The organism is Aquabacter sp. DMC10 (assembly GCF_056314145.1).
Genome location: NZ_JBQUYX010000010.1, coordinates 140,375 through 167,357 on the forward strand (window position 1 = coordinate 140,375; position 26,983 = coordinate 167,357).

24 protein-coding genes are annotated in these 26,983 nt (G+C 67.9%); 5 read left to right on the plus strand and 19 right to left on the minus strand.

Going from position 1 to position 26,983, the window contains the following annotated elements; genetic code table 11:
* Positions 1-30 precede the first annotated feature (30 nt).
* From ACT54L_RS23245 to ACT54L_RS23295, 11 genes are all read right to left on the minus strand, one after another.
* Positions 31-1,524, minus strand: a complete 1,494-nt coding sequence (locus tag ACT54L_RS23245) for an FAD-binding oxidoreductase (RefSeq protein ID WP_476088036.1) — start codon at positions 1,522-1,524, stop codon at positions 31-33.
* 154 nt (positions 1,525-1,678) lie between these two features.
* Positions 1,679-2,683: a LacI family DNA-binding transcriptional regulator gene (locus ACT54L_RS23250; protein ID WP_476088037.1), complete on the minus strand. Its 1,005-nt coding sequence runs from the start codon at positions 2,681-2,683 to the stop codon at positions 1,679-1,681.
* Between the two features lie 97 nt (positions 2,684-2,780).
* Complete coding sequence (locus tag ACT54L_RS23255; protein ID WP_476088038.1) at positions 2,781-3,248, minus strand: CoxG family protein; 468 nt, start codon at positions 3,246-3,248, stop codon at positions 2,781-2,783.
* Positions 3,249-3,338: 90 nt separating this feature from the next.
* On the minus strand, positions 3,339-4,043 hold the full coding sequence (locus ACT54L_RS23260; protein WP_476088039.1) for an ABC transporter ATP-binding protein: 705 nt from the start codon (positions 4,041-4,043) through the stop codon (positions 3,339-3,341).
* Positions 4,036-4,791 (minus strand): ABC transporter ATP-binding protein, encoded by a 756-nt coding sequence (locus ACT54L_RS23265; protein WP_476088040.1) that lies wholly within the window; start codon positions 4,789-4,791, stop codon positions 4,036-4,038. Before ACT54L_RS23265 ends, ACT54L_RS23260 begins: the two co-directional genes overlap by 8 nt.
* The gene (locus ACT54L_RS23270; RefSeq protein ID WP_476088106.1) at positions 4,788-5,774 is read right to left on the minus strand and encodes a branched-chain amino acid ABC transporter permease; all 987 of its coding nucleotides are present in this window, start codon (positions 5,772-5,774) and stop codon (positions 4,788-4,790) included. The genes ACT54L_RS23265 and ACT54L_RS23270 overlap by 4 nt, the downstream gene beginning before the upstream one ends.
* Positions 5,775-5,803: 29 nt before the next feature.
* Entirely contained in the window at positions 5,804-6,676 is an 873-nt protein-coding gene (locus tag ACT54L_RS23275) for a branched-chain amino acid ABC transporter permease (protein WP_476088041.1), read from the minus strand.
* Positions 6,677-6,807: 131 nt separating this feature from the next.
* A complete protein-coding gene (locus ACT54L_RS23280; RefSeq protein WP_476088042.1) occupies positions 6,808-8,055 on the minus strand; it encodes an ABC transporter substrate-binding protein in 1,248 nt (415 codons plus the stop codon).
* A gap of 70 nt (positions 8,056-8,125) precedes the next feature.
* On the minus strand, positions 8,126-10,459 hold the full coding sequence (locus tag ACT54L_RS23285) for a xanthine dehydrogenase family protein molybdopterin-binding subunit (RefSeq protein ID WP_476088107.1): 2,334 nt from the start codon (positions 10,457-10,459) through the stop codon (positions 8,126-8,128).
* A 71-nt stretch (positions 10,460-10,530) separates the two neighbouring features.
* Complete coding sequence (locus ACT54L_RS23290) at positions 10,531-11,058, minus strand: (2Fe-2S)-binding protein (RefSeq protein WP_476088043.1); 528 nt, start codon at positions 11,056-11,058, stop codon at positions 10,531-10,533.
* Entirely contained in the window at positions 11,055-11,918 is an 864-nt protein-coding gene (locus tag ACT54L_RS23295; RefSeq protein WP_476088044.1) for an FAD binding domain-containing protein, read from the minus strand. The genes ACT54L_RS23290 and ACT54L_RS23295 overlap by 4 nt, the downstream gene beginning before the upstream one ends.
* 285 nt (positions 11,919-12,203) lie before the next feature.
* On the opposite strand from ACT54L_RS23295, the gene ACT54L_RS23300 reads away from it, so the two are divergent.
* Positions 12,204-12,872, plus strand: coding sequence for a TetR/AcrR family transcriptional regulator (locus tag ACT54L_RS23300; protein WP_476088045.1), 669 nt, complete (start codon positions 12,204-12,206; stop codon positions 12,870-12,872).
* 91 nt (positions 12,873-12,963) lie between these two features.
* Entirely contained in the window at positions 12,964-14,088 is a 1,125-nt protein-coding gene (locus ACT54L_RS23305) for a DSD1 family PLP-dependent enzyme (protein ID WP_476088046.1), read from the plus strand.
* 15 nt (positions 14,089-14,103) lie between these two features.
* Here ACT54L_RS23305 and ACT54L_RS23310 read toward each other — a convergent pair whose 3' ends face one another.
* The 5 genes from ACT54L_RS23310 to ACT54L_RS23330 form a co-directional block, all read right to left on the minus strand.
* Entirely contained in the window at positions 14,104-15,231 is a 1,128-nt protein-coding gene (locus tag ACT54L_RS23310) for a DUF1513 domain-containing protein (protein ID WP_476088047.1), read from the minus strand.
* Between the two features lie 12 nt (positions 15,232-15,243).
* Positions 15,244-16,323: an imelysin family protein gene (locus tag ACT54L_RS23315; protein ID WP_476088048.1), complete on the minus strand. Its 1,080-nt coding sequence runs from the start codon at positions 16,321-16,323 to the stop codon at positions 15,244-15,246.
* A 77-nt stretch (positions 16,324-16,400) separates the two neighbouring features.
* The gene (locus ACT54L_RS23320; RefSeq protein WP_476088049.1) at positions 16,401-17,669 is read right to left on the minus strand and encodes a di-heme oxidoredictase family protein; all 1,269 of its coding nucleotides are present in this window, start codon (positions 17,667-17,669) and stop codon (positions 16,401-16,403) included.
* Entirely contained in the window at positions 17,669-19,138 is a 1,470-nt protein-coding gene (locus ACT54L_RS23325; RefSeq protein WP_476088050.1) for a multicopper oxidase family protein, read from the minus strand. The genes ACT54L_RS23320 and ACT54L_RS23325 overlap by 1 nt, the downstream gene beginning before the upstream one ends.
* An 81-nt stretch (positions 19,139-19,219) precedes the next feature.
* Entirely contained in the window at positions 19,220-20,545 is a 1,326-nt protein-coding gene (locus ACT54L_RS23330; RefSeq protein ID WP_476088051.1) for an imelysin family protein, read from the minus strand.
* Between the two features lie 588 nt (positions 20,546-21,133).
* On the opposite strand from ACT54L_RS23330, the gene ACT54L_RS23335 reads away from it, so the two are divergent.
* On the plus strand, positions 21,134-22,003 hold the full coding sequence (locus ACT54L_RS23335) for an FTR1 family iron permease (protein WP_476088052.1): 870 nt from the start codon (positions 21,134-21,136) through the stop codon (positions 22,001-22,003).
* 45 nt (positions 22,004-22,048) lie between these two features.
* Here ACT54L_RS23335 and ACT54L_RS23340 read toward each other — a convergent pair whose 3' ends face one another.
* Entirely contained in the window at positions 22,049-22,714 is a 666-nt protein-coding gene (locus tag ACT54L_RS23340) for a TetR/AcrR family transcriptional regulator (protein WP_476088053.1), read from the minus strand.
* 234 nt (positions 22,715-22,948) lie between these two features.
* On the opposite strand from ACT54L_RS23340, the gene ACT54L_RS23345 reads away from it, so the two are divergent.
* Both ACT54L_RS23345 and ACT54L_RS23350 read left to right on the plus strand, forming a co-directional pair.
* Positions 22,949-23,947 carry a tripartite tricarboxylate transporter substrate binding protein gene (locus ACT54L_RS23345; RefSeq protein ID WP_476088054.1) on the plus strand — a complete coding sequence of 333 codons (999 nt, stop codon included), beginning with the start codon at positions 22,949-22,951 and terminating at the stop codon, positions 23,945-23,947.
* Position 23,948: 1 nt separating this feature from the next.
* Positions 23,949-25,112: an acyl-CoA dehydrogenase family protein gene (locus tag ACT54L_RS23350; protein ID WP_476088055.1), complete on the plus strand. Its 1,164-nt coding sequence runs from the start codon at positions 23,949-23,951 to the stop codon at positions 25,110-25,112.
* A gap of 67 nt (positions 25,113-25,179) precedes the next feature.
* Here the strand turns inward: ACT54L_RS23350 and ACT54L_RS23355 are convergent, their stop codons facing one another.
* Both ACT54L_RS23355 and ACT54L_RS23360 read right to left on the minus strand, forming a co-directional pair.
* On the minus strand, positions 25,180-25,959 hold the full coding sequence (locus tag ACT54L_RS23355; RefSeq protein ID WP_476088056.1) for an enoyl-CoA hydratase/isomerase family protein: 780 nt from the start codon (positions 25,957-25,959) through the stop codon (positions 25,180-25,182).
* A 32-nt stretch (positions 25,960-25,991) separates the two neighbouring features.
* On the minus strand, positions 25,992-26,981 hold the full coding sequence (locus ACT54L_RS23360; protein ID WP_476088057.1) for an NADPH:quinone oxidoreductase family protein: 990 nt from the start codon (positions 26,979-26,981) through the stop codon (positions 25,992-25,994).
* Positions 26,982-26,983 lie beyond the last annotated feature (2 nt).

Genomic DNA, 26,983 nt, shown 5'->3' on the forward strand with positions numbered 1-26,983 from the left:
CGGCGCTCCCCGCCGGCTGGTGCGAAGATCTCAGTCATGGCGCACGTCCACGGCGGAGGGGGCGGGACGCAGGCCGAGCTTGCCGGGATTCATGAGATTGTCCGGGTCGAGGGCGTCCTTGATGGCCTGGAGGACATCAAGGCCGGCGCCGAGCTCACGGGCGAGCCAGGGATTGCGGAACACGCCGACCCCGTGATGGTGGGCGATGGAGCCGCCATGGTCGAGGGTCAGCCCCTCTATGGTGTCCCACAGCCGCGCATGGAGGGGAAGGGCCTGCGCCTGGTCCATGGGCGGCAGGCGGATGGTCATGTATTGGCAGGCACCCTCGGGATAGATGTGCGACCAGTGGGCGCCGAAATGGATTTGCGGATAGATCTCCCGCACCGCCGTCGCGATGGCCGCATAGAGGCCCGGCAGGGCGGACCAGTTGCCGGTCACCTCGATGGTGTCGTTGAAATAGCCGGCGGCCTGCCACTTCTGGGAGAAGGCCACGTAGCGATTGGCCTTCCAATGGTGGAATGGCCCGTCGGGGGCGACCTTGCCGCCTTCCTCGGCGCAGATGGCCAGCGCCATGTCCTGCTCCGTGGTGACCATGGGGTCGGCGCCGGAGAAGACCATCACCGCGAGGATGGGGTTGGTGCTGAAGACCTCCAGGCCCTCGGTGCGCTCGGCGCTTTCGGCCCCGTCATAGATGCGGGCGATGGTGGGGCGCAGTTCCGCCTGCATGATGCGCCGCGCGGCGGTCCAGGCGGCATCGAGGGAGGGGAAAGCCAGCACCACGCCGCGCTCCACCTCGGGCTTCTTCCAGATGCGCAGGGACAGTTCGGTGATGATGCCCAGCGTGCCCTCGCTGCCCACCAGGAGGTCGCGGAGCGAGGGGCCGACGGAGCGGCGGGGCAGGGGGGCGATTTCCAGCATGCGGCCATCCGGCAGCACGGCCTTCATGCCCACCACGATGTCCTCGATCTTGCCATAGCGGGAAGAAGCCTGCCCACCGCCCCGGCAGGCGGCCCAGCCGCCGACGGTGGAAATCTCGATGGATTGCGGCAGGTGCCCGCAGGTGAAGCCCTCGGCATTCAGCGCCGCCTCGAAGGCCGCGCCATTCATGCCCGCTTCCACGGTTGCGACCGCATTGATGGGGTCGATGGCGACGATCCGGTCGAGCCGGCGCAGGTCAACCATGACTTCTTGAGCCAGCGGGATCGCCCCGCCCAGCACGCCGGAACCGTTGCCATAGGGGATGAGCTGGATCTTCTCGGCGCGGGCGTGGCGCACAAGGGCCGCCACTTCCTCCGCCGAACCAGGGCGCACCACGAGGCGCGGCAGGACGCCGGCGAGGCGGCCGGTCCGTTCCCGGAAATTGGCGAAAGGCAGCCGGTCATGGGCATAAGCGCGCCGGCCGTTCGCATCGGCGATCACATGGTCGGCGCCCACGATGGCGGCGAGCGCCTGCGCGAGGGCGGCGGTGCCGGCTTCGGGAGTGTGGTCGTCCGCTTGCGCTTCGGCGATGGCTGGGCCGGTCATATGCACCTCTCGCGACGGGAGGCGCAAAGAAGCAAGCCCGGTGAGAGCCCCATTCTCGCATCCTCCCATTTCTTATTGAACAATCGTTTGTTCAAAGCTGTCAGACTTCCTCCGGGTCGTCAAGCGCGGGATTTGGAAAAATCGGGAGTGGGGCTCAGGCCCGCGCCGGGCCGCTGGAGGCGCGCACCACCAGCGCTCCCGGCGGCAGGGGCGGGACGGGCTCGGGCTCTTCGCCATTCAGGGCGCGGATGAGGGCGGTGGCGGCGACGCGGCCCATCTCCTCGGTGGGCATGGCTACGCAGGTCAGCGCCGGATAGAGCATGCCCGCCACCGGGGCATCATGCAGGCCCACCACCGACACATCGTCGGGAATGCGCAATCCGGCTTCGTGGAGCCGGGCCATGGCGCCAGCAGCCGAGACGAGGGTTGCCGCCAGAACTGCGCTCGGTTTCTGCGGCAGAAGGGCCGACATGGCCGCCGCGCCGCCTTCCGCCGTATAGCCGGCCACGGCAACAAGGGCCGGATCGAAGGCGATTCCCGCCGCCGCCAAGCCATCGCGATAGCCGTCGAGTCGCTGGCGGGCGTTGAAGCCGCCTTCCCGACCGGCCAGGTGCGCGATGCGCCGGTGGCCAAGCGCCACCAGATGGTCCACCGCCTTGCGGGCCGCCGCGCGGCTGTCGAGCACCACGGACAAGGGCGCGCCGGGCAGCACGCGGTTCATGAGCACGAAGGGTACCTGGGCCGTATTGAGGTCCGTGCGCAGCACCTCGTCATCGTCGAGGCTCGCCACCAGCAGGCCGTCCACCCGGTTGGTCTGGGAAATCTTGGCGATGGTGGTGGCGGTGGCGCCGGGCTCGCGGTGGGAAATGAGCAACGAATAGCCGAGCGCGGCCGCTGCCATCTCGGCCCCGCGAATGGCCGAGGCGAAGACCGGATTGTCCAGCTGCGGGACGACGATGCCAAGGGTGGAGGTGCGCGCGGTGCGCAGGCCGCGCGCCAGCGGATTGGCGCGATAATTGAGTTCACCGGCCACTTTGAGGATGCGCTCGCGCGTCTCTTCGCGCACCCTTTGGGCGGCCTCGCCCCGCAGCACCCGCGAGGCGGTGGACATGTCCACGCCCGCCACCCGCGCCACGTCCGCCAAGGTCACCCGCGCCATTCTTCGCTCCCGCCTGACGGAGAGACCATAACGGGCTTCGCAGGCGGGGAAAATGCGGCGCGCGGGTGGCTCCCTCCGCGCGCCGGACCTGCTCTGGTCAGGAGGCTTCGGCGGCCGGCGTCTCTTCGCCCGCCAGGGCGGCGGTGAAGCTGGAGAAGAACTGGTCCGCCAGCTTGCGGGCGGTGGCCTGGATCAGGCGCCCGCCGAGCGCGGCCAGCTTGCCGCCGATCTGGGCGTCGGCCGTATAGGTGAGGATGGTTTCCTCGCCATCCTCGGCCAGCTTGACCACCGCTTCGCCCTTGGCAAAGCCCGCTACCCCGCCATTGCCCTGGCCCGCGATGCGGCAACCGGAGGGCGGGTCCATGTCGGTCAGTTCAACTGTGCCGGAGAAGGTGGCGGAAACCGGGCCCACCTTGATCTGCACCTTGGCCGCATAGGCATTCTCGCCCGTGGTCTCCAATTCCTTGCAGCCGGGAATGCAGCGCTTGAGCATTTCCGGGTCGAGGATCGCCGCCCAGACCTGCTGCCGGGGCGCGGCGATGCGATATTCGCCGACGATTTCCATCTCAGCTCTCCTCTTGTTTCCTCAAGGTCCTGCGGCGCGAGGTTAAGCGCGCGGCGGCCGTTTGGAAATTGGTGTTGCGCCCGCCGTCCCTCAGACCGCGCAATAGCGGTCCTGGATGTCCTTGTCCGCCAGCAAGGCGGCGGCGCTGGAGCGGTGCACGATCTCGCCCTGGTCGATGATGATGGCGCGATCCGCCAGCTTCAGCGCCCATTCCACATTCTGCTCCACCAGCACCAGCGTGGTGCCGGCGGCCTTCAGGCGGCGGAACAGCACGCCCATCTCCTCCACCAGTACCGGCATGATGCCCTCGGAGGGCTCGTCCAACAGGATCAAGGAAGGCTTGGCGATCATGGCGCGGGCAATGGCCAGCATCTGCTGCTCGCCGCCCGACATTGTGGTGCCCTGCTGGTTCAGGCGCTCCTTTAGGCGCGGAAAGCTCTCGGCGATCTCGTCGATGGCCGCGCGCTCGTCGATTCGCCCGCCGGCGGCGACGAGGCCCAGCTGCAGGTTTTCCCGCACGGTGAGACTCGGGACGATGCGTCGTTCCTCCGGCACATAGGCCAAGCCCCGCTTGAAGCGGGCATGGGCGGGAAGGGCGAGGATTTCCTCGCCCCGGAAGCGCACCGAGCCGGAGGTGCGTGGCATCAGCCCCATGATGGAACGCATGGTGGTGGTCTTGCCGGCGCCGTTGCGGCCGACCAGGGCGACGATCTCGCCCTCTGACACGTCGAACGAGACGCCATGGAGCACGTGGCTCGCCCCGTACCAGGCATTGAGCCCTTGGATCTCAAGCATAGCCATCGTTCTGACCCAGATAGACGCGACGGACTTCCGGGTCCGTCTGGATGGATTGGGGCGTGCCGTCTGCAATCAGCCGGCCGTGATGGAGCACCAGGATGCGATCGGACAGGCCGAGGATCATCTTCATCTTGTGCTCCACCAGGAGCACGGTGCGCTCGCGGGCGAGGCGCTCGATGAGGGCGACCATGTCCTTGGTCTCCTCCGGCCCCATGCCGGCGGTCGGCTCGTCGAGGAGGAGGAGTTCGGGATCGGCCACCAAGGCGATGGCGATCTCCAAGGCCCGCTGCTCGCCATGGGCCAGCGATTTCGCGATGCGGGTCTGCCGGCTGGACAGCCCCACCGCCGCCAGCGCCCGGTTCGCCTTCTCGTCCAGTTCCGTATAGGCGGTGCGGTTGAAGAACAGGTCGTAGCGGGCGGCGAAGGCTTGCGCTGCCACCCGCACATTTTCGTGCACCGTCAGCTCGGGAAAGATGTTGGTGATCTGGTAGGAGCGGGCAATGCCCAGATGGGCGAAGCGATGCTGCTTCAGCCCGGAAATCTCCTGTCCCTTATAGCGGATGGAGCCCGTGGAGGGCGGCAGCACGCCCGAGAGCACGTTGAAGAAGGTGCTCTTGCCGGCGCCGTTGGGGCCGATGATGGCGGTGACCTTGTTGGCCTCGAAGGTGGCGGAAATGCCGGCCAGCGCCACGAAGCCCCCAAAGGTGCGGCCGATATTGTCGACGCTGAGCAAAGGCGTGCTCATCGCTGCGTCCTCCAGGCGAGGAAGGTGCCCCACAGTCCCTTGGGCAGGAACAGCACGAAGAAGATGAAGATGAGCCCGGCGATGAGCTGCCAGTGGGAGGTCCAGGTGGAAGCAACGTCCTCGATCAAGAGGAACACCAGGGCGCCCACGAACGGCCCGAAGAAGCTGCCGGCGCCGCCCAGCATGGTCATCATCACCACCAGGCCAGAGGTGTGATAATGCAGGCTGTCCAGGGGCACGATGGCCAGGTGCATGGCCGACATGGCGCCCGCCAGCCCGCAGATGAGACCGGACACGATGAAGGCGATGAGCTTGGTGCGCTCCACGTCATAGCCGCAGGCCCGCGCCCGGGTCTCGTTCTCGCGGATGGCTTCGATCACCGCGCCGAAGGGCGAGTTGAGCAGGCGCGAGACGAACCACAGCGCCAGCGCCGTGAAGACCATCAGCACATAGTATTTCTTCACCGGGTCCAGGAAATCGATGGACAGACCCAGCACGTTGATCTTGGAGACGGTGAAGCCGCGCAGGCCGTTCTCGCCACCCGTCCAGGCCGTGGCCTGGAGGGCGACGTAATAGACGAGCTGGGACAGGGCCAGCGTCACCATGGAAAAGTAGATGCCGCGGGTGCGGATGGAGAGGGACCCCATCACCGCCGCCAGCGCGCCGGAGCCCAGCACTCCCGTCACCATGGCCGGGAACCAGCCGAGGCCCAGATGGACCATGACCATGCCGGTCAGATAGGCGCCGCCGCCGAAGAAGGCTGCGTGGCCGAAGGAGAGAAGGCCGGTATAGCCGAACAGCAGGTTATAGCCGACCGCGAACAGGCCATAGATGAGCACGTTCACGGCCAGGGCCTGCGAGGGCAGAACCCAGGGCAGCACGCACAAGGCCAGCACCGAGAGTGGCACGCGCCATGCGCTCAGGATGGAGCGCAGGTCGCCCTTGCTGCCGTGCGCCGGCACGGCCAGCGGCGGGGAGGTCACGGGAGGGGAGGTCACGGGTGCGGTCTCCTTCACGCGCCCACGGGGCGTCCGAACAGGCCCTGCGGACGCACCAGCAGGACGAGGGCCATGAGGCCGAACATGACGATGGTGGCCATTTCCGGCGCGAACAGCGCCGTCATGCTCACCGCGATGCCGATGCCGAGCCCGGCCACGACGGCGCCGAGCAGCGATCCCATGCCGCCGATGACGGTCACGACGAAGGCTTCCGCCAGCACCAGCGCGCCCATTTCGGGGTTGACGTTGCGCATGGGTGCGGCGAGCACACCGCCCATGGCCGTGAGGGCGACACCGAGGCCGAACACGGCCAGCCACAGGCGGGAAATGTCGACGCCCAACACCCGCATGATGAGCGGGTCACGGGCGCCGGCCCGCACGATGAGGCCGAACTTGGTCTTCTCAAGGCCCAGCCACAGCGCGATCAGGATCACCGCCACCAGCGCCACCACGAACAGGCGGTAGATGGGGAAATAGCCGACCCCCAGATCCACCACGCCGGTCAGGGCAGAAGGGGTGGAAAAGGGCACGCCGTCCGTCCCAAATGCGATGCGCACCACCTCCACCAGCACATAGCCGAGGCCGAAGGTCAAAAGCAGCGGATCATCAATGGAGCGCTTGTAGAGCGGGCGGATGAGGAAGCGTTCGATGAGCATGCCGAAGACGCCCACCAGCAGGGGCGCCAGCACCAGCGCCCACCAGAAGCTGCCTGTGCGCTCGGCGATATAGACCCCGGCATAGGCGCCCACCATGAACAGGGCGCCATGGGCGAAGTTCACGATGCCCAGCATGCCGAAAATGATAGTGAGGCCGAGCGCGACCATGATGAGGATCGCCCCGAGCGCCACGCCGGAAAAGAGCTGCATGAGGATGAGTTCGAGGTCCATCGGGCGTTCCTAAGGGGCGGGCCGGATGGCCGCCGGCAGGCTGGGGACCGGACCGCCGCCGGACGCGGCCTGGCTGCACCCAGGACCGGCCGGCGGCGCATGTGGCTGCGGCGGGTCGCCCCGCCGCGCGGTCAGGTGGGGAAGCCGAGCTCGCCGCAGCTGCGCAGCATGCTCTCCGATCCGGGGACTTCCGCGATGATGGAGAAGATGTCCTGGTCGTTGGCCATGTCGGCCTTCTTCTTGGACTCCAGCACCAGGACGGACTGCACCGACTGGTGATCGCACTTGCGATAGAATTGCGGACCCTTGGCCACGTCGTACTTCAGGCTTTCAAGAGCCGCGAGCACCTTGTCCGTGTCCGATCCGCCGGCCTGCGCCATGGCCAGCAGGAGCGAGGCGACGCCGGTATAGCCATAGGCGCCGTAGTCGCTGGGATAGCTGCCGTTGTTCGCCGCCTTGTAGGCGTCGTTGAAGGCCTTGGCGGAGGGGACGGTCTTCTCGAGGCCCCAGTAATAATTGGCGCCGCCCACCACGCCCTCGAAGGCCTCCGGCCCGAGGGCCAGGCGCTGGTTGTAGAGAATGACCGGCACCACGATGCGCATGGACTGCTTGAGGCCGAACTCGGTGGCCTGCTTGATGGCATTGGCCTGGTCGCGGCCGAAATTGCAAATGCACAGGATGTCCGGCTTCATGGAGCGGATGCGCGGCATCAGGGTGGAGTAGTCGGACGCGCCGATGGGGTGCAGGATCTCGCCCACCGTCTCCGCGCCGATGGCAGCGGCGGCGCGCTTGAAGCCGCGCAGCATTTCGTGGCCATAGGCATAGTCGGCCACGAGATAGGCGACCTTGGAGCCCTTCTTGAAGGTCTTTTCCGCCACCGCCGCCGTGGTCATGTGCGGGTTGAGCGCCTCGTGGAAGGTGAAGCGCGAGAAGTCTTTCACCTCGTTGATGGTGTCGGACTGGCTAATGGACACATAGATTACGCCGCGGGCGCGGGTGACCTCGTTCACCGCCAGCTGCACGGCGCTGGAGAGCGAGCCGACAATGGCGTGCACCTTGTCCTTCTCGATCAGCTCCAGCGTGCGGGTGGCCGCCTCGCCGGCATTGAGCTTGTCGTCGCGCACCAGCAATTCCACCTTGCGCCCGGCAATGCCGCCCTTGGCATTCACCTGCTGTACGGCGAGCTCGGCACACTTCACCTGGTCCTTCGCCTCGGCGCCGAAGGGGCCGGTGAGGGGCACGGGAAAGCCGATGCGGATGGTCTCAGACTGGGCGCGCACGAGGGCGGGCGCGGCGATGAGGCCGACGCCCGCCGCCATGCCGCCGAGCACGGTGCGGCGGGATACGTCGGACAGGAACAGGTCCTTGCGCGTGGTCATGAAATCCTCCCGAAACTCTTGTTTTGGTTCGCTTTGGTCGAGGTTGGGCGTCAGTCGATTTGGCTGAAGTCTAGATGGTGCCCAGGGCCTTCAGCAGGCGGGCCGGCGTCATGGGGATCTGGCTGATGGAGGCGTCAAAGGGGGAGAGGGCATCATTGACCGCATTGAGCGCGGCCGCCGAGGCCGCGGCGGTGCCCGCCTCGCCGCAGCCCTTTGCGCCCAGCTCCGTGTCGGCGGTGGGCGTCTCCACATGGTCGATGAGGATGTCGGGCATCTCGCACGACATGGGCACGAGATAATCCGCCAGGGAGCCGTTGGTCAGCTGGCCAGCCTCATCATAGCGGCATTCCTCGAAGAAGGCGGCGCCGAGCCCCTGCACCACGCCGCCGCGCACCTGCTCTTCCACCAGCAGCGGATTGATGATGCGGCCGCAATCCTCCACCACGAAATGCTTGAGGATCTTCACCAGGCCGGTTTCCACATCGACTTCCACGTGGCTGCCATGGATGCCGTTGGTGAAGGCGAAGGGGTAGCCCTGCGGGGCGAAATGGTGGGCGGCGGTGAGCTGCGCGTCCGTGCCCTTGGGCAAGGTATCGGACCGGAAATAGGCGATGCGGGCCACTTCAGCCAAGGAGAGGCGCGGCTGGCCGCTGGCGCGGTCCACCACTTCGCCATCCCGTAAGTCGAGGTCTTCGCCCTTGGCCTGAAGGATGGTGCCGGCGAGCGCCAGCACCTGCCCTTTGAGCTTCTTCGCTGCCTGGAGGGCGGTCTCGCCGCCAATGCCCGCGCCCCGGCACGCCCAGGTGGCACCGCCATGGGGGGTGACCTCCGTGTCGCCGGTGATGACGCGGATGGCGGCCTGCGGCACGCCCAGATGATCGGCAACGATCTGGCCGATAATGGCCTCCGTGCCCTGGCCCTGCTCGGTGACCGAGATGAGGCAGCGCACCTCGCCGGACGGCGTGATCTTCAGGATCGCCCCATCCTGCGCCGAAATGCGAGCGCCGCCCACCCCATAGAAGGCCGGGCTCGGATTGGTGATCTCCACGAAGGCGGCGATGCCGATGCCGCGATGCACGCCCCGCGCCCGCGCCTCGGCCTGATCGGCCCGCAGGCGGTCATAGTCCATGAGCGTCTTCAGCTTGGCGAGGCACGCCTCATGGGACAGGCGCTCGAACTGGTAGCCAGTGGCGGACGTGCAGGGATAGGCGTCGTCCGGGATGAGATTGCGGGCGCGGATGGCGAACGGGTCGAGTCCGGTTTTCGCCGCCGCCAGATCCACCAGCCGCTCGGTCACCGCGCAGGCAATGGGATGGCCCACCGCGCGATATTGGCTGGTCTGCACCTTGTTCTGGAACAGCACCTTCAGGTCGGCCTGATAGCCCTTCAGCCGATAGGGCGCGCCGATGAGGCGGATGACTTGGTTGCCCTCCACCGCGCTGGTGCGGGGATAGGTGGAGAAGGCGCCGACGGCGGTCTTGTCCTCCACCTGGAAGGCGAGCAAGGTGCCATCCTCGGCCACCGCTGCGCGGGCGCTCACCCGATGGTCGCGGGCATGGATGTCGGAGACGAAGGCTTCCGTGCGGTCGGCGGCGAACTTCACCGGCCGACCCAGAAGGATGGACAGGCCCACCACCGCCATGTCCTCGTGATAGACATGGAGCTTGATGCCGAACGAGCCGCCCACATCCGGCGCCACCACCCGCACGCGGGATTCCGGGATGCCGTAATGGCGGGAATAAAGGTCCTGGAACTGGTAGGGCGTTTGCGTCGCATGGTGGACGGTGAGGCGCTCCTCGCTCGGATCATAGTCGGCGATGATCGCGCGGGGCTCCAGCGTCACGCCAGTGTGGCGGCCGAAGGTGAACTCGCCTTCCACCACATGGGCGGCGGATGCGAAGAGATCGTCCACGTTCCCCGTGTCGAGGCCGGCTCGGAAACACATATTGTCGGCCAGCTCCGCGCTCACCCGCGCGCCGCCGGGCTCCTGCGCCATGTCCATGTCGGTGACGGCGGGCAGTTCCTCGAATTCGATCTCCACCAGCTCGGCGGCATCCTCCGCCAAGGCGCGGGTGTCAGCCACCACCGCCACCACCGCCTGACCGGCCCAGACCGCGATCTCCACCGGCAGGGGGAGCTGGGGCGGGGATTTCATGCCCTTGAAATGGTCGAGCGTGCCGACCCAAGGCTTGCAGATGCGGGCCAGATCCGCCCCGGTCGCCACCAGCCGCACACCGGGGGCGGCGCGGGCGGCGTCCGCATTCACGGACAGGATGCGCGCATGAGCGAAGGGGCAGCGCACGAAGGCGGCATGCAGCATGCGCGGCAAGGTGATGTCGGTCACATAGCGCCCACGCCCGGCGAGCAGGCGCTTGGCATTGGGGCGGGGCAGGCGGGCGCCCACATGGCCGGATGCGGCCCCGTGGGGGCTGTCATGACCGGGAGCCGTGTGCGCGGTGGGGGAGAAGGGCGCGTTCACGGCTGCACTCCTTCGTCCTGAAGGGCATCCGCCGGTCGGGCGCCGCCACAGCACCGGTTCTGCGCCGCCGCCGTCACCGCATCGACGATCGCTTCATAGCCCGTGCAGCGACAATAATTGCCGGAGAGGGCGTCACGGATCTCTTCGCGGCTCGGCACCTCGTCCACGCGCTCCAGAAGCGCATGGGCTGCGACCAGCATGCCGGCCGTGCAGAAGCCGCATTGCAGCGCGTTGCGGCCATGAAAGGCCGCCTGGAGATCGCCGATGGCGCCACGCTCGGTCAGCCCCTCCACCGTCTCGATACGCGCCCCTTCCGCCTGAACGGCAAAGACCAGGCAGGAATGCACGGCTTCATCGTTCATCATGACAAGGCAGGCACCGCAGGCACCCATTTCGCAGCCCGTATGGGTCCCGGTGAGCTCCAGGTCGAAGCGCAGGAAATCGGCCAGGGTCGTACGCGGCGCCACGAGGCGCGAAACTTCGGTGCCGTTCACGGTGAGGGAGACGGGGACGGGCGCAGTCATGACTTGTCCCTCATGCGCTGGAGCAGGCGGCCGAGCAGCACCCGCGCCAGATGGCGGCGCATGGCGGCGGGCACGTCCTCGTCGTCCAGGGGATCGAGATCGTGATCGAGGGCGCGCTGGGCGTTGGCGATGCCGGCTGGGTCGATGAGGTGCCCGATGAGCGCCGCCTCGGCGCCCTTCGCGCGCACCGGCGTCGCGCCCACGGAGAAGAAGGCGATGCGCAGCGCTTCCACCGTGCCATCAGCCGAAAAGCGGCCCTGGAGGCCGGCGCCCACCATGGCATAGTCGCCGCGCCGCCGGGCCAGTTCATCCATGGCGATGACGGTTCCGGCGGGCGCGGGCGGCACCAGGATGGCGGTGACGATCTCGCCCGGCTCAACGGCGGTCTGGTAGAGGTCGAGGAAATACTCGTCCGCAGGCACCTGCCGGAAACCGGCCGGCCCGAAAATCTCCACCCGGGCATCCATGGCGAGCAGCATGGCGGGAAACTCGGAGGCCGGGTCCGCCAGCGCAATGTTGCCGCCGATGGTGCCGCGATTGCGGATGGCGGGATGGGCCACATGGGGCGCGGCTTCCCGCAGCAGCGGGGCATGGGCGGCGATCAGCGGGTGAGTGAGCATGTCCGCATGGCGCGTCAGCCCGCCGATGCGCAGGACATCGTCTTCCACCATCACGCCGCGCAGGCTGGCAATGCCCGACAGATCAATGAGCACCGCCGGCGCCTGCAGGCGCAGCGCCAGGGCTGGCACCAGGCTCTGCCCGCCGGAGATATAGCTCGCCTCTGCGTCGGCGTCCGCATAACGGGAGACGGCCTCCTCAAGGGAGTGGGCGCGAACATAGGTGAAGGCGCGGGCTTTCACGCGGGGCAACCTCGGCGGCGTTTCCAGGTGTAGTCTATTTGTGACCACTTGGTCTGAAGTTAGGCGCGGCAATTGATCCTTGTCAATGCAAAAAGACCACTTGGTCACTTTTGCCGAATGCGCTATCCCAGGATGCACCGGAGCGGCGTTGCGTTGATCCGGTTTCAAGCCCGCGGCGCCCATGGGAGGCCGTCCTTGCCGCAAGAAGAGCCGTCCGCGCCTGCATCTGCCACTCGTCCCGCTGCCACGGCTCGCGCCTCCGCCGCACGCTCGCGCCGGCGCAACATGCGGGCGCCGGACCGGGAGATGGCGATCCTGGAGGAGGCCGTGCGCTTCTTCGCGGAGCACGGCTTTGAGGGGCAGACGCGCGAGCTGGCCAAGCGCATGGGCATCACCCATTCGGCCATCTATCGGCACTTTCCCAGCAAGGAAGCCCTGATCGAGCGTGTCTATGAACACGTCTATCTCAGCCGCTGGAGCCCGGACTGGGAAGGGCTCATTCGCGACCGCAGCCGCACCCTGGAACAGCGTCTGACCCAATTCTACCTGGAGTATGCTCAGCGGGTCTTTGACTTCCAGTGGGTGCGCATCTTCGTGCTGTCGGGCATGAAGTCGTTCGACATCACCAAGCGCTACTTGGCCATGGTGAAGACACTCATCGTGGTCCCCGCCTGCATCGAGCTGCGCCGGGAATTGCGCCTGCCGGGCCCGGAGGAGGTTCCCGTTACCGAGCGGGAAGAAGAGCTCATCTGGGGCCTGCACGGGCGCGTCTTCTACATCGCCATCCGCAAGTTCGTGTATCTGACGCCCATCCCGGGGAACCTGGACGAGGTGATTACCGACGCCGTGCGCCAGTTCATGACCGGAACGCCGCCGGTGCTGAAGACCGTGCTGGCCGAGGCGCGGGCCGACCAACTGGCGCGCACGTCGCACACGACCCCTGCGGGGGCTTAGCCGTGTCCCGGGCGCCTGCACAGGCCGCCGGTTCCTGCTACATGTGGAGCGCCCGCCGCTTGTCCTTCAGCGGCCTGCGAGGAAGTTGCCCGTGACGTCTCCTGCCCCCGCGCGCCCCGGCGATGCCCTCGCCGAGGTCGACACGCCCGCCCTTCTGGTGGATCTTGACGCCCTTGAGGCCAATATCGCCCTCATGGCGGCGCGGGCGCGCGAGGCTGGCGTGGCGCTGCGTCCTCACGGCAAGACCCACAAGAGCATCGCCATCGCTCGCCGGCAATTGGCCGCCGGTGCGGTGGGGCTGTGCTGCCAGAAAGTCTCGGAAGCCGAGGCGCTGCTGCCGAGCGGGGTGGAGGACCTCCTGGTCTCCAATCACGTGGTCGGGCCGCGCAAGCTGGAGCGGCTCGCCGCGCTCGCGGGCAAGGCTCGGGTGACGACCCTGGCCAGCGACCTCGCCCATGTGGCCCAGCTCTCCTCTGCGGCGCAGGCCGCTGGCGTGACGTTGGAGATCCTCATCGAGATCGACGCCGGCGATGCGCGCATGGGGCTCCAGGGCGCCGATGGGCTCTTGCCCTTGGCCGAGGCGGTGCACGTGGCGGCGGGGCTGCGGCTGAGGGGCATCCAAGCCTATAACGGACCCATGCAGCATGTGCGAGGGGCCGCCGAACGCGCGCGCGCCGCCCATGAAGCAGGCGAGCGGGCGGCCGATGCCCGGGCCCGCATCCTGGCCGCCGGCCTGCCGTGCCCCCTCGTGACGGGCGGCGGCACCGGCAGCTTCGAGGCGGACCTGGCCAGCGGACTTCTCGATGAGATCCAGCCCGGCTCTTATGTCTTCATGGACGTGGATTATGCCCGCAATCTCGGGGCCGACGGGGCACCCTACCGTCCCTTCGCCCAGAGCCTGTTCATCCTGGCCGGGGTTCTGCGCACCCCCGCGCCCGGCCTCGCTTATGTGGATGCGGGCGCGAAGGCGCTGAACCTGGATTGCGGCCCGCCGGCCGTGGCCGGCCGGGCGGACCTCGCCTTCACCAAGGCGAGCGACGAGCAGGGACGGATCGAGGCGGTGGAAGGCGCAGTGGCGCCGGCCCTGGGCGAGCGGCTGCGGCTCGTGCCGTCCCATTGCGACCCCACGGTCGCCCAGTACGACTGGATGGTGGCGGTGCGCGGCGAGCGGGTCGAGGCGGTCTGGCCGGTGGATGGGCGCGGCTGCGTGACCTGACCCGCCGATGGCCGTTCAGGCCTGCACCATGTGGTTGTCGAACCGGGGTCCGCCAGTGTGGCGGGCGATGATGCCGACACCCTCGTCCACGGCGATGAGGATCACCTCGCCATAGCCGCTGGTGGCCAGGAAGCGTCCCGCCTGCCGGGTGCCGGCCAGGCCGCAGCCATCCACCAAGGGCACGGCTCCCATATAGCGCCCGTCCCGCCGCCAGATGGCAATGCGTCCGCCGCGCGGGCTGGAGCAGGCGATGAACACGCCCGAGGCATCGAAAGCCACCGAGCCCACATAGCCGCGTAAGGCGAGGAGGTCTCCCTCCGGCGCCTCGAAGGGGGTGAGGACTCCCTCCGTGCCGATGGCGAAGAGCAGAGGCCGGGACACGCCGTCCTTCAGAAGGTCCTGCGCCGCCACGACCATGGTGCCGGCCCCGTCTCGGGCCAGATGGCGGAGCGAGAGGCTCGCCAGGTCGGCGGAAAGCGTCCCTTCGCCGCGCGCTGCGCCCGTCTGCGGGTCGAGAACGGTGATGGTGCTGCCGGTCACCTCCGCATCGCGGGCCTCCGGCGTGTTGGGTTCGATGCCGCCGTTGGCCACCACCAGATGGGGGCCGTTGCGCATGAGGTCGTGGGGGCCATCGCCGCCCGTGCGCCATTCATCCACGATCTCGAAACGGCCTGCCACTGTGCGCACCGCCACAATGCCACGGCCCATGGTGCGCATGGCGCCGTCCTGGACGCCGCGCTCGATCTCGTTGGTCAGGAAAAGCGTGCCGTCCGGGGAGAAGCGGCCATGGCCGGAGAAGACGCGCCCCGCGCCGGGCACGAACTCGTCCACCTTGCCACCTTTTGCGCGGTCGAAGACCAGAGCCACCTGACCCGGCCGCCGGCCCACCGCCACCGCCAAGGGCCCTTGCGGGCTCGGCTCGATGCCGTGGAGCCGTGCCGGAGAAGGCGCACGCTCCTGCGTGTCGAAGGCCGCGCCTACGGCAAAGGCGCCAAAACCCTCGCCCACGCCGGCCGTGGTCATCCAGCCCTCGTCCAGGGCGTGGGCCTGGGCATGGAGCTGGCTCTGGGCCATGGCAAAGGCGGGGGCGAGAACAAGGCCGGCGCCCATGCCGGCGAGGAAGGCGCGGCGGGTCGGAGCCATGGATGGCCTCCCTCAGTCCCCATCAAGGGCATTGAAGCCCAGGGAAATGCCGAAATAGGACGCGATGGGTCGGTAGACGGTCAGCTGGGCCGCCTTGAAGACCTTGATGTCGGCCAGGATCTTGCCGGCACTGTCGGCGCTCTGGGCGGCCGCACCGAGATCGGCGGGAAACTCTGTTGCCGCCTTGTCGGCGGCGGTGGCGGCCTTGTTCACCACCCATTGCGGGCGGCTGGGCAATTGCTTGGCCACCTCCTGGAGCAGGGCATCGGCGCTCTGGATCATCACCCTGACCACTTGCCCCGAGCGCCCGGCGCGCCAGCCATCCGCCACCGTAGGCTTGGCGCCGTCAGGGTTGGGGCCGAGCACGGGGAGGATCTTGGTATCGGTGACGCGCTGATAGGCGCCCGACAGATCGGTGAGGATCATGCCGGGAATGGCGCCGAGGTCCGGGAACAGGGCCGGGTCGCCCTTGCCGGAGACGATGGCGGCCAGGACGCCGGTGGAACGGTCGCCCCAGGCCGTGCGGATCTGCTTGGCCATGGTGGCAAGGTTGAGGGCGATGGCGCGGGCATAGGTGCAGCGGCGCGCCGCTTCCGGGCCGTCGGTGAGCTGGGCCGCCGCGCCCGCCTCAAACAGGAGCCGCTCCAGCGCGGGCAAACCCTGCACGGCGGCGCTGGACTTGGGGAAGCGCTCGGGGCTGAAGCGCGCGTCATCCGGGTCGGCGAGCACTTCGGCCATGCCGCGGGCGATGGAGTTGCGCCGGTCGGGGAAGAAGTTGAACCGGTCCGGCCGCAAGTCCTGGCTGGCCGGACCGAACGTGACGAATTCCACCGCTGTCCAGCTGTCCGCCGCCTTTGTGAAGGCGGCTTTCAGGGCGCCGATGCCGGCATCCTCCGGCTTGGCGCAAAAGGCGGTCCAGGCGTCGGACTGGGCCCCCGTGGCCGCCACCAGGGCGTCATAGCGCGGCAGCAGCCAGGTCTCGATGAGGCTGGTGGTCTCAAACGTCGGGGACGCGGCGGCGGCGGGTTGGGTCCCGGCAAGGGCAGCCAAGGCCAGGGCCGCGATCGCCAGCCGCATCAATCTGGTGGTCATCGTTCCATGCTCCCGCGCCTGCCGCAAAATTCTCATGACGCTCGCCAGCGTCCCTTTTCCTAGCATGCCAGCCGCCCTCACAGGCGCGAGACATAGGCGATGAGGGCGGCCTTTTGCGCCGCACTCAGGCCATTGAATCGCTGAACTGCGGCGCGTGCTTCGCCATCGTGCCAGGAGATCGCCTCGGCCACACCGGCGGCGCGACCGTCATGGAGGAGGCCGGTCTTGCGCGCCAGCGCATCGGACAGGCCGGCCAGAGGCGCCGTCCGCCATTGGGTCGGCGAGGCGCCGGGATCGGGCAGCGTGTCGGCAAGGCCCGGCCCCATGTCGTGCAGCAGCAGGTCCGTGAAGAGGGGCGCCGTGCCGCCGTCCTTGGTGGGCAGGCTCGGCCGGTGGCAGACGGCGCAGCCGGTCGAGGCGAACAGGGCGGTCCCCTGCCGCTCCTGGGCGGCACCCTGGGCGGCACCCTGGGCGGTGCCCTGGGTGTCGCGCCCGGCGGGCGGGACCGGCAAGGCGGCCACGTAGGCCACCACGCGGTCGAGGATGGAACTCGGGATCTCCAGTTCCCCTTCGGCCTCGATGCCATGGGGGGCGTTGCGGCAGGCGGCCTGGGCCTCGGTACAGTCGCCCCAGGGCTCGGGATGGAGGGGGGTCGACAAGCCCATGTCGAGGAAGAAGGCCTCCGCGGTCTGCGCCTCGATGGAGGGTTGATTGGCCTTCCAGCCATAGCGGCCCAGGGTCGGGATTCCGTTGGGCAGGACCACGCGGCGGGCCGTGCCTTTCACCCCGTCCGTGCCCTTGGCCTGCTCGGCTGCGATGGCGAGAATGGCCGCGTCCGGCACCTGTTCCAGAAGGCCGCGCCCCCTCAGATCGGGGGCAATGCGCAGCGACATGCCGGTGGCCGCATTGAGCGGCCCATAGCCAAGGTCTGTGGGCGCGGGCACTGGCCGGGTTCGCCCGTCCGGCAGCGGCTCCCAGCGCACGGCCAGAATCCCTTCCGGCCGCAAACTGGGGATGGCGTCGATCTGGAGGCGACGGCCGTAGACCGGATCGCCGCCGCCGCCGGGCTGGCCGAGCACCAGCACCGCGCCGCGTCCCTCCAACTCGCCCTCGCCGTTGACGACCATCGCGGCGCGCCCGTCGCGCGGGTGGCAGGAGGCGCAGGAGCGCGCGTCATAAAGCGGGCCGAGGCCGTCATCCGCCTTGGTGGAGGCGGGGGCCTCCACCCAGGCGCGGTCGAACAGGGCCTTGCCGATGGCAAGGTCCAGCTTGTCCAGCGCCTGCGCGCTGAGGGCCGTGCCGACCAGCAGGCCGGCGGCAGCAAGACCGCCGAGGCGCCGGCGCATCAGGTCACCCGGAACCAGCCCATGAGGCCGGTGTCCATATGTTCGAGAATGTGGCAGTGGAACACCCAATTGCCTCCCGTCGCCTTGAAGGCGAATTGGACGGTCTCGTTGGGCTCCACAATTACCGTGTCGGCGAGATATTGCGGCATGCCCTTCTTCTTGGAGGAGGACAGGACGCGGAAGACGTGGCCATGCAGGTGCATGGGGTGCACATGCTTGGTGACATTGGTGCAATTGACCACATAGGTGGTGCCGGCGCTCAACTGGCTGAGCGGTGGCGGCAGCCGCAGGGCCTCCTCGGTTGCCCATGAATCCCGGCTGATGGCCCAATGGGTCTTGGCGCCCACGCAGAGCGAATCCACAAGCGCCTTGGCAAGCGGGTCATTGTCGGGCAGCGGCACGCCGATGGATGTCGCCCCGGCGGAGACCTGGACGAGGAAATCCAGCGTCTTGGGTCTGGCAAGGTCCGGCATGGGCGCCGTGGAGGCCGGCAGGGCCTTGGGCTTGAAGGGCGTCTTCTTCAGGCCCTTGTCCACGGCCACGAGGGTGGTCAGCAGATAGGGCTCATTGGAGCGGTAGTCATAGACCTTCACCTCCTGCCCCGGACCCGGCATGCGCACCTGGAGGTCCGCCCGCATGGCGGGACCCATGCGCCAGATGCCGTCGGGCAGATGGTCCGTCACGGCCGGTGGAAGGAGGGCCTGCCCGTCCACCGCGATCAGGGCGGCGTCGTCATGGTCGGTGCCGAGGTCGATGACGCGGGTGGCGTCCGCAACGATGGCGCGCACGCGCACATCGCCATAAGCTGGCACCTCCACCCGCGGCGGCACCACGCTGCCATTGGTGGCGCGCACGGTGCCGAAGGTGCCCGCAGTGGCGGCGCCCTCATCCGTGCTCATCTCGATCCACTGGCCGTCCTCCCCGAGACGCCAGTCCTTCACCACGATGAAGCATTCAGCGTCGAAATGCACCTTGCGCTCTTGCGGGTCGTCCACGATCAGCAGCGCGAACAGGCCGCGTCCAACCTGGCCGGTCTCGTCGCAATGGGGATGGAAGAAATAGAAGCCGCCATCGGGGAGCGGCACATTATAGCTGAAGCGTCCGCCCGGCGCGATCACCTCCTGGGTGAGCGGGGCGACGCCATCGGACAGGTTGGGCACGCGGATGCCGTGCCAGTGCACGGTGGTCGGGTCGGGCAGCTGGTTCTCGAAATCCACCGCAAGGCGGGTGCCGCGCTCGAACCGGAAGATCTTGAAGGGTTCACCGTCATAGGCGCAGAACTTGCGGGTGGCCGGCTTGTCCGGGCCCAGCAGCCGGGTCTCGATCTCCCGCGCGGTGAGCGCGATGCGCTTCACCGGTGCGGTCGGGGGCAAGGTGTCCACCGAGGGTACCTGGCCGATGGCGGAGGGGGCCGCGGCCACCAGGCCCATGGCCGCGCCGCCGAGCAGCATCCCGCGCCTTGAAATCATTCACCCGCTCCTCACATCGCCCATCCCGGGCGGAATGCCGGGGCCCGTGCAGGGTCCCGGCATCGGGGCCTCAGGCCCGTCTCACTTCTTCTTGGCGGCGGCCGGGTTATCCAGGCTCTCCGAGCCTTCCACCTTGATCTGGATCTTGAGGGCCGCGACGCCGCGCTCGATGGCGTGGGCCTGGGCCACCAGGGCGTCGACGCCGTCCTGGATCAGCTTGTTGCCCTTCGCATTCCCTTCCGCGAGCATCATGTCGTAGAACATCTCGCCGCTGTCGGCGGTGTCCTTGATGGCTTTGAGCGCGGCGAGGGCGGCGGCCATCTTGGCGTCGATCTCGTCGGCGATCTTGGCATCCTTGGCGCGCACCAGATCCGCCACCGACGGGCCGGAGAAGGTGGTGCCGTCGATGCGGGTGAAGCGGCCGTAATAGACGTCCTGGATGCCCACTTCGTCATAATAATGAGAGTTGTGGGTGTTGTCGGAGAAGCAGTCATGCTCCTCCTCGGGGTCGTGCAGCAGCAGGCCGAGCTTCATGCGCTCGCCGGCCAGCTCGCCATAGGACAGAGAGCCGAGGCCGGTGAAGATGACGGCAAGGCCGGCCTTGTCCTTCTTCTTCAGCAAAGCGGTGCGGGCCTTGCCCTTGGCACCCCAGTCGTCGGACATTTCTTTAAGGTCATCCACCAGCGTCTGGGTGGCCACCTTGAGATATTGCGCGCGGCGCTCGCAATTGCCGCCGGTGCAGGCCTTGGTGTCGTAGTCGGTCCAGGGACGCTCACCCGCGCCGCGCTCGGTGCCGTGCAGGTCCTTGCCCCACAGCAGGAATTCGATGGCGTGCCAGCCGCTCGCCACGTTGGATTCCACGCCCGCGGCTGAGTTGAGGTCGTGCAGCAGCTTGGGCGTGATCTTGCTCACGTCCACGGTCTTCTTGCCGATGCGGATGGTCTTGCTGGCAATCACATTGGCCGCATAAAGCGGGTTCTCGTCGGAGGAGGTGCCGCGTGACTTGTCGAGATAGTCGATCAGACCCTCGTCCAGCGGCCAGGCATTCACATTGCCTTCCCACTCGTCGACGATCTTGTTGCCGAACCGGAAGGCTTCCGTGATCTGGTAGGGATCGCGGGCCTTCTTCCACGCATCCTTGGCCGCCTGGTGGGTCTGGGCACTGGGATTGGCGATGAAGGCCTCGATGGCCGTCTGCATCTCCTTCGCCGCCAGATACGAGTTCGTGTACATGGCCTCCGCCTGGTCGGCGTAGCTCACGATCACGTCCCGCGCCTTCGGGCCTGCGGCTTGGGCGGCCGTGGCGGGCTTGGTTTCGGTCGGCTTGGTTTCGGCCGCGACGGGGGCGATGGCGCCCCCAAGCCCCACGGCAAGGGCGAGTGCGGCGGCGGCAAACTTCGCGCGCATAACTGTCTTCTCCTCGGCTAGACTTGCGCTGGGCAGGAACAGCCACCCGCTCTCCTGCGAACGGCGCCGCAAATCCGACCGCAAACTAGCGCTCCAGCCTGTGCGCTCACAAGGTCGCGCGCAAATGATGGAATTATTCCATCTTGAAAAAGCGCTGGAAGCATGGGGGCTGGGGTGCCTTCCCGTGACAGGCTGTGCAGAAGGAATGGGCATCATGCGTCAATGTTGGCGCGGTTTTGCTCTCTATCACTGGAGATGATGCTGCGCATGCCTCGGTCGTAAGCGGCTATACGAACTTATACTTAAGGAGACGACCGGAGGATGGGTATGCCCGGCCTTCCGCTGGGAAAGGTGATCCGCTGGTCGTGTTTCAATACGCATATTTTAGAATCATTTTAATCGTGCATCGAACAAGTGACAGGAGAGGTGATCGGGTGTAGCAGACAGTAGACGGACAGTTATTGCCCTTTTGAATATTTCTAAACAGCGTGCCGTCTGGTGCCAGCCGGGACCAAGGCCAGGGAACGCAAATGGTGCGTCCTCCGCTGGGTGTCCCGCCCGCCGGAGGGGGCGCGAGAGGATCAGCCCATGTTGGCAGCGTTGATCATCGTGTTTCGCGAGGTTCTCGAAGCAGGCCTCATCGTGGGAGTCATGCTTGCCGCCTCCGAAGGCATTCGCGGGCGTGGCGCGGTGATCAGTCTTGGCATTGCCGGCGGCGTGGTCGGCTCCGCCGTGATCGCGCTGTTTGCCGAGCGCATCGCCAATCTCTTTGACGGCTCCGGGCAGGAATTGCTCAATGCCGCCATCCTCTCGGTAGCGGTGGTCATGCTGGTCTGGACGGTGGTCTGGATGGCCAGCCATGGCCGGGAAATGGTCATGGAGATGAAAGCGGTTGGCCGCGACGTGAAGGAGGGCCGGCGGCCCATCGCGGCGCTGGGCATCGTGGTCGGCATGGCGGTGCTGCGCGAGGGCGTGGAAATCGTGCTCTTCATGTATGGCCTCACCGTCAGCGGCGGCGAGACCGCGGCCAATGTGGCGCTGGGCTTTGCGCTGGGCATCCTCGCCGGTGCTGCGGTGTCCTACCTGCTCTATCGCGGCCTCGTCGCCATTCCGGTGAAGCACTTGTTCAAGACCACCACCATCCTCATCACCCTGCTCGCCGCCGGGCTGTCCGCCCAGGCCGTGGGCATCCTGCAGGATTCGGGATTCATCCAGAGCCTGGCCGACCCGGTGTGGAACAGCACCTGGCTTTTGGCTGATGACAGTGCCGTGGGCCGGGTCCTGCGCACGCTGGTGGGCTATCGCGCCGAGCCGACGGGCATGCAGGTCATCGCCTATGTGGCGACGGTGGCGGTGATCGTGGCGATGTCCTACGCGGTGAACGGCCGCATTGCCAAGGCCAAGCAAGCGTCCCACCAGAGCTCCAAGCCCCACGCCGGCGTCGGTCGCGCGGTTTAGGCCTCCCGGTCGGAAGGGCGGGGCGTTCGTCCGGACTGGCCCATTTCAAGTCGGCCGTTCCAGGGCCCGGCGTGTGGCTTCCGAGAGCGGGGCCGATAGCGCGCCTTCCGTCATGTCCACCAAATTGGAAATGAAGGCGTCGCGGCCGAGCGCCATGGGGCTGCGGCCGGCGGCGCCGTCGCGCTCGAAATCCGCGAGCGCATAAATGGCCTGCCGCAGGGCGATGGAGACCCGGTCGCGCACCAGCGAACGGGGCAGAGCGGGCAGGATGCGGTGGATGAGGCTGACCACGCGGGACAGGCTCTCGTCGTGGCGGTCGCGGGCAATGGCCCAGATGTCGAATTGGTGGCTGGCGTAGAACTGGGCCAGGAAGCCGATGTAATTGTTGGACCCTGCGCCATCATTGGTCTGCGCCGCCAGCGGTAGGATGAAGGCTTCCGTCACCCGCCGCATGTCGCCCGCCAAGCCGGCGGTCTCCAACGCGTCCAGCACCTTCAGGCGGGCATCGTTCACCGTCGACATGCGCTGGTCGAGAATGGCGGTGACCAGCGCCTCCTTCGAGCCAAAATAATAATGGATGGCCGAGGCATTCTGCTGGTCCGCCGCGCGGTTGATCTCGCGCATGGAGGTGCCGTCGATGCCGTTGCGGGCGAACAGGCGTTCGGCGGTCTCCAGCAGATGATCGCGGGTGGAGCGGTCGCTTTCCCCCATATGCTCCTTTTCGGCTGGGCGTGTACGAGCCGTGCCGGCCGGGCGGCCGCGCCCTGACCCCGGGGGGCGTCCCCGGCCTGGCGCCGTCGCCTTGCTCTCGCTCATGGTCGGGATCCGCTGGTGGATGAGGTGAAAAGGTGTTGTTGAATTAAATCATATGAATTAATTTCAGCCCACCCCAAAGCCGGAGCGCGAGAAGCTGGCGGGGCGGAACACACCGGGGAGGAAAGCCGCATGAAGACAGACCGCATCCTGACGCGCCGCGTGGTCGCGGCCGCGGCATTGGCCGCGTTTGCCATCACTATCTCACCGGCATCGCCTGTGAAAGCGGCCGAGGCCTGCACCACGGATACCGTGACTCTGGTGGTGCCCTATGCTCCGGGCGGGGTGGTGGACCTCATCGGCCGCGTGGTGGCGGACGACCTGCGCACCAGCATCGGCCACAATGTGATCGTGGAGAACAAGCCGGGCGCCGGAAGCAATATCGGCACCGCGGCCGTGGCCCGCGCGGCGCCCGACGGGCGTACGCTGATTGTCGCCTCGGCGGCGCACACCATCAATCCGTCCATCTATCCCAAGCAGCCCTTTGACGCGATCACCAGCTTCGCACCCGTGGGCATGATCGGCATGGTACCGAACCTCATCGTGGTGCCGCCCGACTTCCCGGCCAAAACCATGCAGGACTTCATCGCCTATGCGAAGGCCAATCCCGGCAAGGTGGATTTCGGCTCGGCCGGCACCGGCTCCTCGCCGCACCTGGCCATGGAGATGCTGAAGGTGAAGACCGGCATCGACATGCTCCATGTGCCCTATTCCGGCCAGCCCCAGGCGGTGCAGGACCTCTTGGGCGGCCGCATCCAGGCCATGGCGCTGACCATGACGCTGGCGCTGCCCCTGGTGAAGGAAGGCAAGCTCAAAGCCCTCGCCATCACCTCCGAGTCTCGTTCCGATGCGCTCCCCGACGTGCCCACCGTGGCCGAGACGGTGAGCCCTGGCTTCAACGTCGTCACCTATCTCGCGCTCCTCGCCCCGGCAGGCACGCCGCCCAAGACGGTGGATTGCCTCGCCAAGGCGCTCCAGGCCGGCCTTGCCAAGCCTGAAGTGGTGGCGCGCCTCAAGCCCCTCGGCGCCTCCGTGACCCCCTCCACCCCCGCCGAGCTGGGTGCCTTCCTGGAGAAGGACAAGGCCAATTGGGCGGACGTGATCTCCAAGGCCAACATCAAGGTGCAGTGACATGGAAGGGTCGGTGGCCGGTCAGCCGGCATTCGAGGCCTATCTGACGAAGGTGCGGGCCTTCACGCGGGACGTGCTGCGCCCCGCCGAGCCGCAGGTGGAGCGGGACGACGCCATTCCGGACGCCGTGGTGGACGGCATGCGCCAGCTCGGCCTGTTCGGCATCACCTTGCCGCCCGCCTATGGCGGGCTCGGCTGGAGCATGGAGCAGCAGGTCCGGCTTACCTTCGAGTTCACCCAGGCCTCGGCGGTCTACCGCTCGCGCTTTTCCACCACCATCGGGCTCACCTCCCAGGTGGTGCTGGACTATGGCACCCAAGACCAGCGCGACCGCTATCTGCCCGGGATGGCGTCGGGGGCCATCACCGGCGCCTTCTGCCTGACGGAGGAGGCGGCCGGCAGCGATGCCGGGGCGGTGGAGACGGTGGCGGTGAAGGAGGGGGACACCTATGTCCTCACCGGCCGCAAGCGCTACATCACCAACGCGCCGGACGCCGACCTCTTCATGATCGTGGCCCGCACGGGGGATGCGTCCTCCGGCGGCAAGGGCCTGTCCTGCTTCCTGGTGGAGCGGGGCGTGGAAGGCCTGACCACGCCGCCCCATGATCGCATGATGGGCCAGCGCGGCTCCCATGTGGGCGAGGTGCACCTCGAGGGCGTGCGAGTGCCGGCGTCCGCCTTGCTCGGCGGCGAGGAGGGCAACGGCCTGAAGAAGGCGTTGCGCGGCATCAACCATGCCCGCACCCACGTGGCCGCCACCTGCGTCGGACAGTCCCTGCGGCTGATGGAGGAGGCGAAGGTCTATCTCACGAGCCGTCATCAGTTCGGCCAGCCCATCGGCTCCTTCCAGGCCATGCAGGTGCTTCTGGGCGAGAGCCAGGCGGAGATCGCGGCCGCCCGCGCCCTGGTGCTGGAATGCGCCCGGCAGTTCGATGTCGGCCCAATCCCCCATGTGGAGATCGCCTGCGCCAAACTGTTCGCCAGCGAGGTGGTGGGACGGGTGGCCGACCGGGTTGTGCAGATGTTCGGCGGCCAGGGCTATCTGGAGGAGCAGGCGGTGGCGCGGCTCTATCGGGATGTCCGCCTGTTCCGCATCTTCGAGGGCACCTCGCAGATCCAGCAGATCAACATCGCCCGGCAGGTTCTTCGCCAAGAGGCCGCCTGAGGCGAGCGACAAACAAGAGGCCGGCGCGGGAGATCGCGCCGGCCTTTTTCTTTGAGCGGGCCTGTGGTCAGAGGCCGGAAAACCGTGCCTTGCGCTTCTCCAGGAAGGCGGCACGGCCCTCGGCGAAGTCTTCCGAGGTAAAGAGCAGGCCCTGTGCATTGGCCTCCGCGCGCAGGAAGGGGTCGAGGGCGCTCGGGTGCATGGCCAGCATGGATTTCGCCAGCGCGAAGGCGCGGGTGGGGCCGGCGGCGATGGCGGCGGCCCGCTCCAGCGCCAGATCAAGGGCGCCCCCCGGCGGGCTGACGAAATCGGCGAGCCCCATGGCTTGGGCCTCGTTTCCTGTCACGCTCTCGCCGGCAAAGACCAGGCGGCGCGTCGCGCCCATGCCCATGCGCCACGGCAAGGTCCAGAGCGCGCCGAGATCCGGCATCAGGCCCACCTTGTCGAAGGCGCTGGTGAAGCGGGCGTCGCTCGCCGCGACCACCAGGTCGCAGGCAGCGGCAAGGGCAAGGCCGGCGCCCACCGCGTGCCCCTCCACCGCCGCGATCACCACCTTGGGGCCACCCAGCAGCAGGCGGCCGATCCGCTGAAGCCGCTCCACTCGGTCGCGGCCGGCGAGGCCGGCGCCCGGTGTCATGGCAGAAAGATCGCCGCCGGCACAGAAGGTGCCGCCCGCGCCCGTGATGACGATGGCCCGCACCTGCGGGTCCGTCATGGCGGGCGCCAGCGCATCATGAAGCGCCTCCCGCACGGGCGGGGACAGCGCATTGCGCCGCTCCGGCTGGTTGAGGGTGAGGAGGCGCACGGCGCCCCGGTCCTCCGCGAGAACGGCCTGGGTCCCACTCATCCGCGCTATCCCCCGTTCGTGTCCAAAGCCGCTCAGGGCACCACGACCGCCTTGCCGAGAAATCGCCGCCCGGCAATCTCCTCCATCACCGCCGGCACGCCGGCCAGGCCCTGGACCACCGTCACCGGCGCATCGAGGGCTCCCTCCGCCAGCGCGCGGAACACCCGCTCCGCCGCCGCCGCCAGGATGGCCGGGCGCTGCCAGCGATAGAAGCCCAGCACCATGCCCAATACGGCGCGGTTCTTCACCAGCAGGCGGTTGGCGGCAAAGGAAGTGATGCCGCCACCGGCGAAGCCGATCACCACATAGCGACCGTCCCAGTCCAGGAGGTTGGCCGCCGCCTCGGCGAAGGCGCCCCCCACCGGGTCGATGATGACGTTCACGTCGCGTCCGTCATTGAGCCCCTGGCAGCGCTCGCGGAAGCCGTCCCCGTAGACGAGCGCGGCATCGGCGCCGGCTTGGCGCGCCAGGTCGCAGCGGGCCTCATCACTGGCGGCGGCGATGACGCGGGCGCCATGCCAATGGGCGAGTTGCACCGCGCAGAGGCCCACCCCTCCGGCCGCGCCGCCCACCAGCACCGTTTCGCCGGCCTTCAGGGCGGCCCGATCGGTGAGGGCGATCTCGGCCGTCAGCGCCACCGAGAGCCAGGCGGCGGTGCGCACGGGGTCGCAGGCTTCCGGCAGAAGGAAGGTCTCGCTTGCGGCGGCGATGGCACGGCGGGCATGGCCGCCATCATAAAGGAGGGCGGCCACCCGGTCTCCGGGCTTCACATGGGTTACGCCCGAGCCGAGACTTCGCACCCGGCCCACCACCTCCATGCCGGCGGCGAAGGGCGTGGCGTGCTTGTTCTGGTGGAGATTGCGCACCATCAGCACGTCCACATAGGAGATGCCGGCGGCTTCCACCTCGATCTCCACCTCATTGTCCTTCAGCGCGCGCAGCGCCAGCGCACCCACCGACAGGCCGGCGGGCTCCCCATGGGCAGAGCAGACCAGCGCTTCCACCGTCGTATCGGCCGTCATGG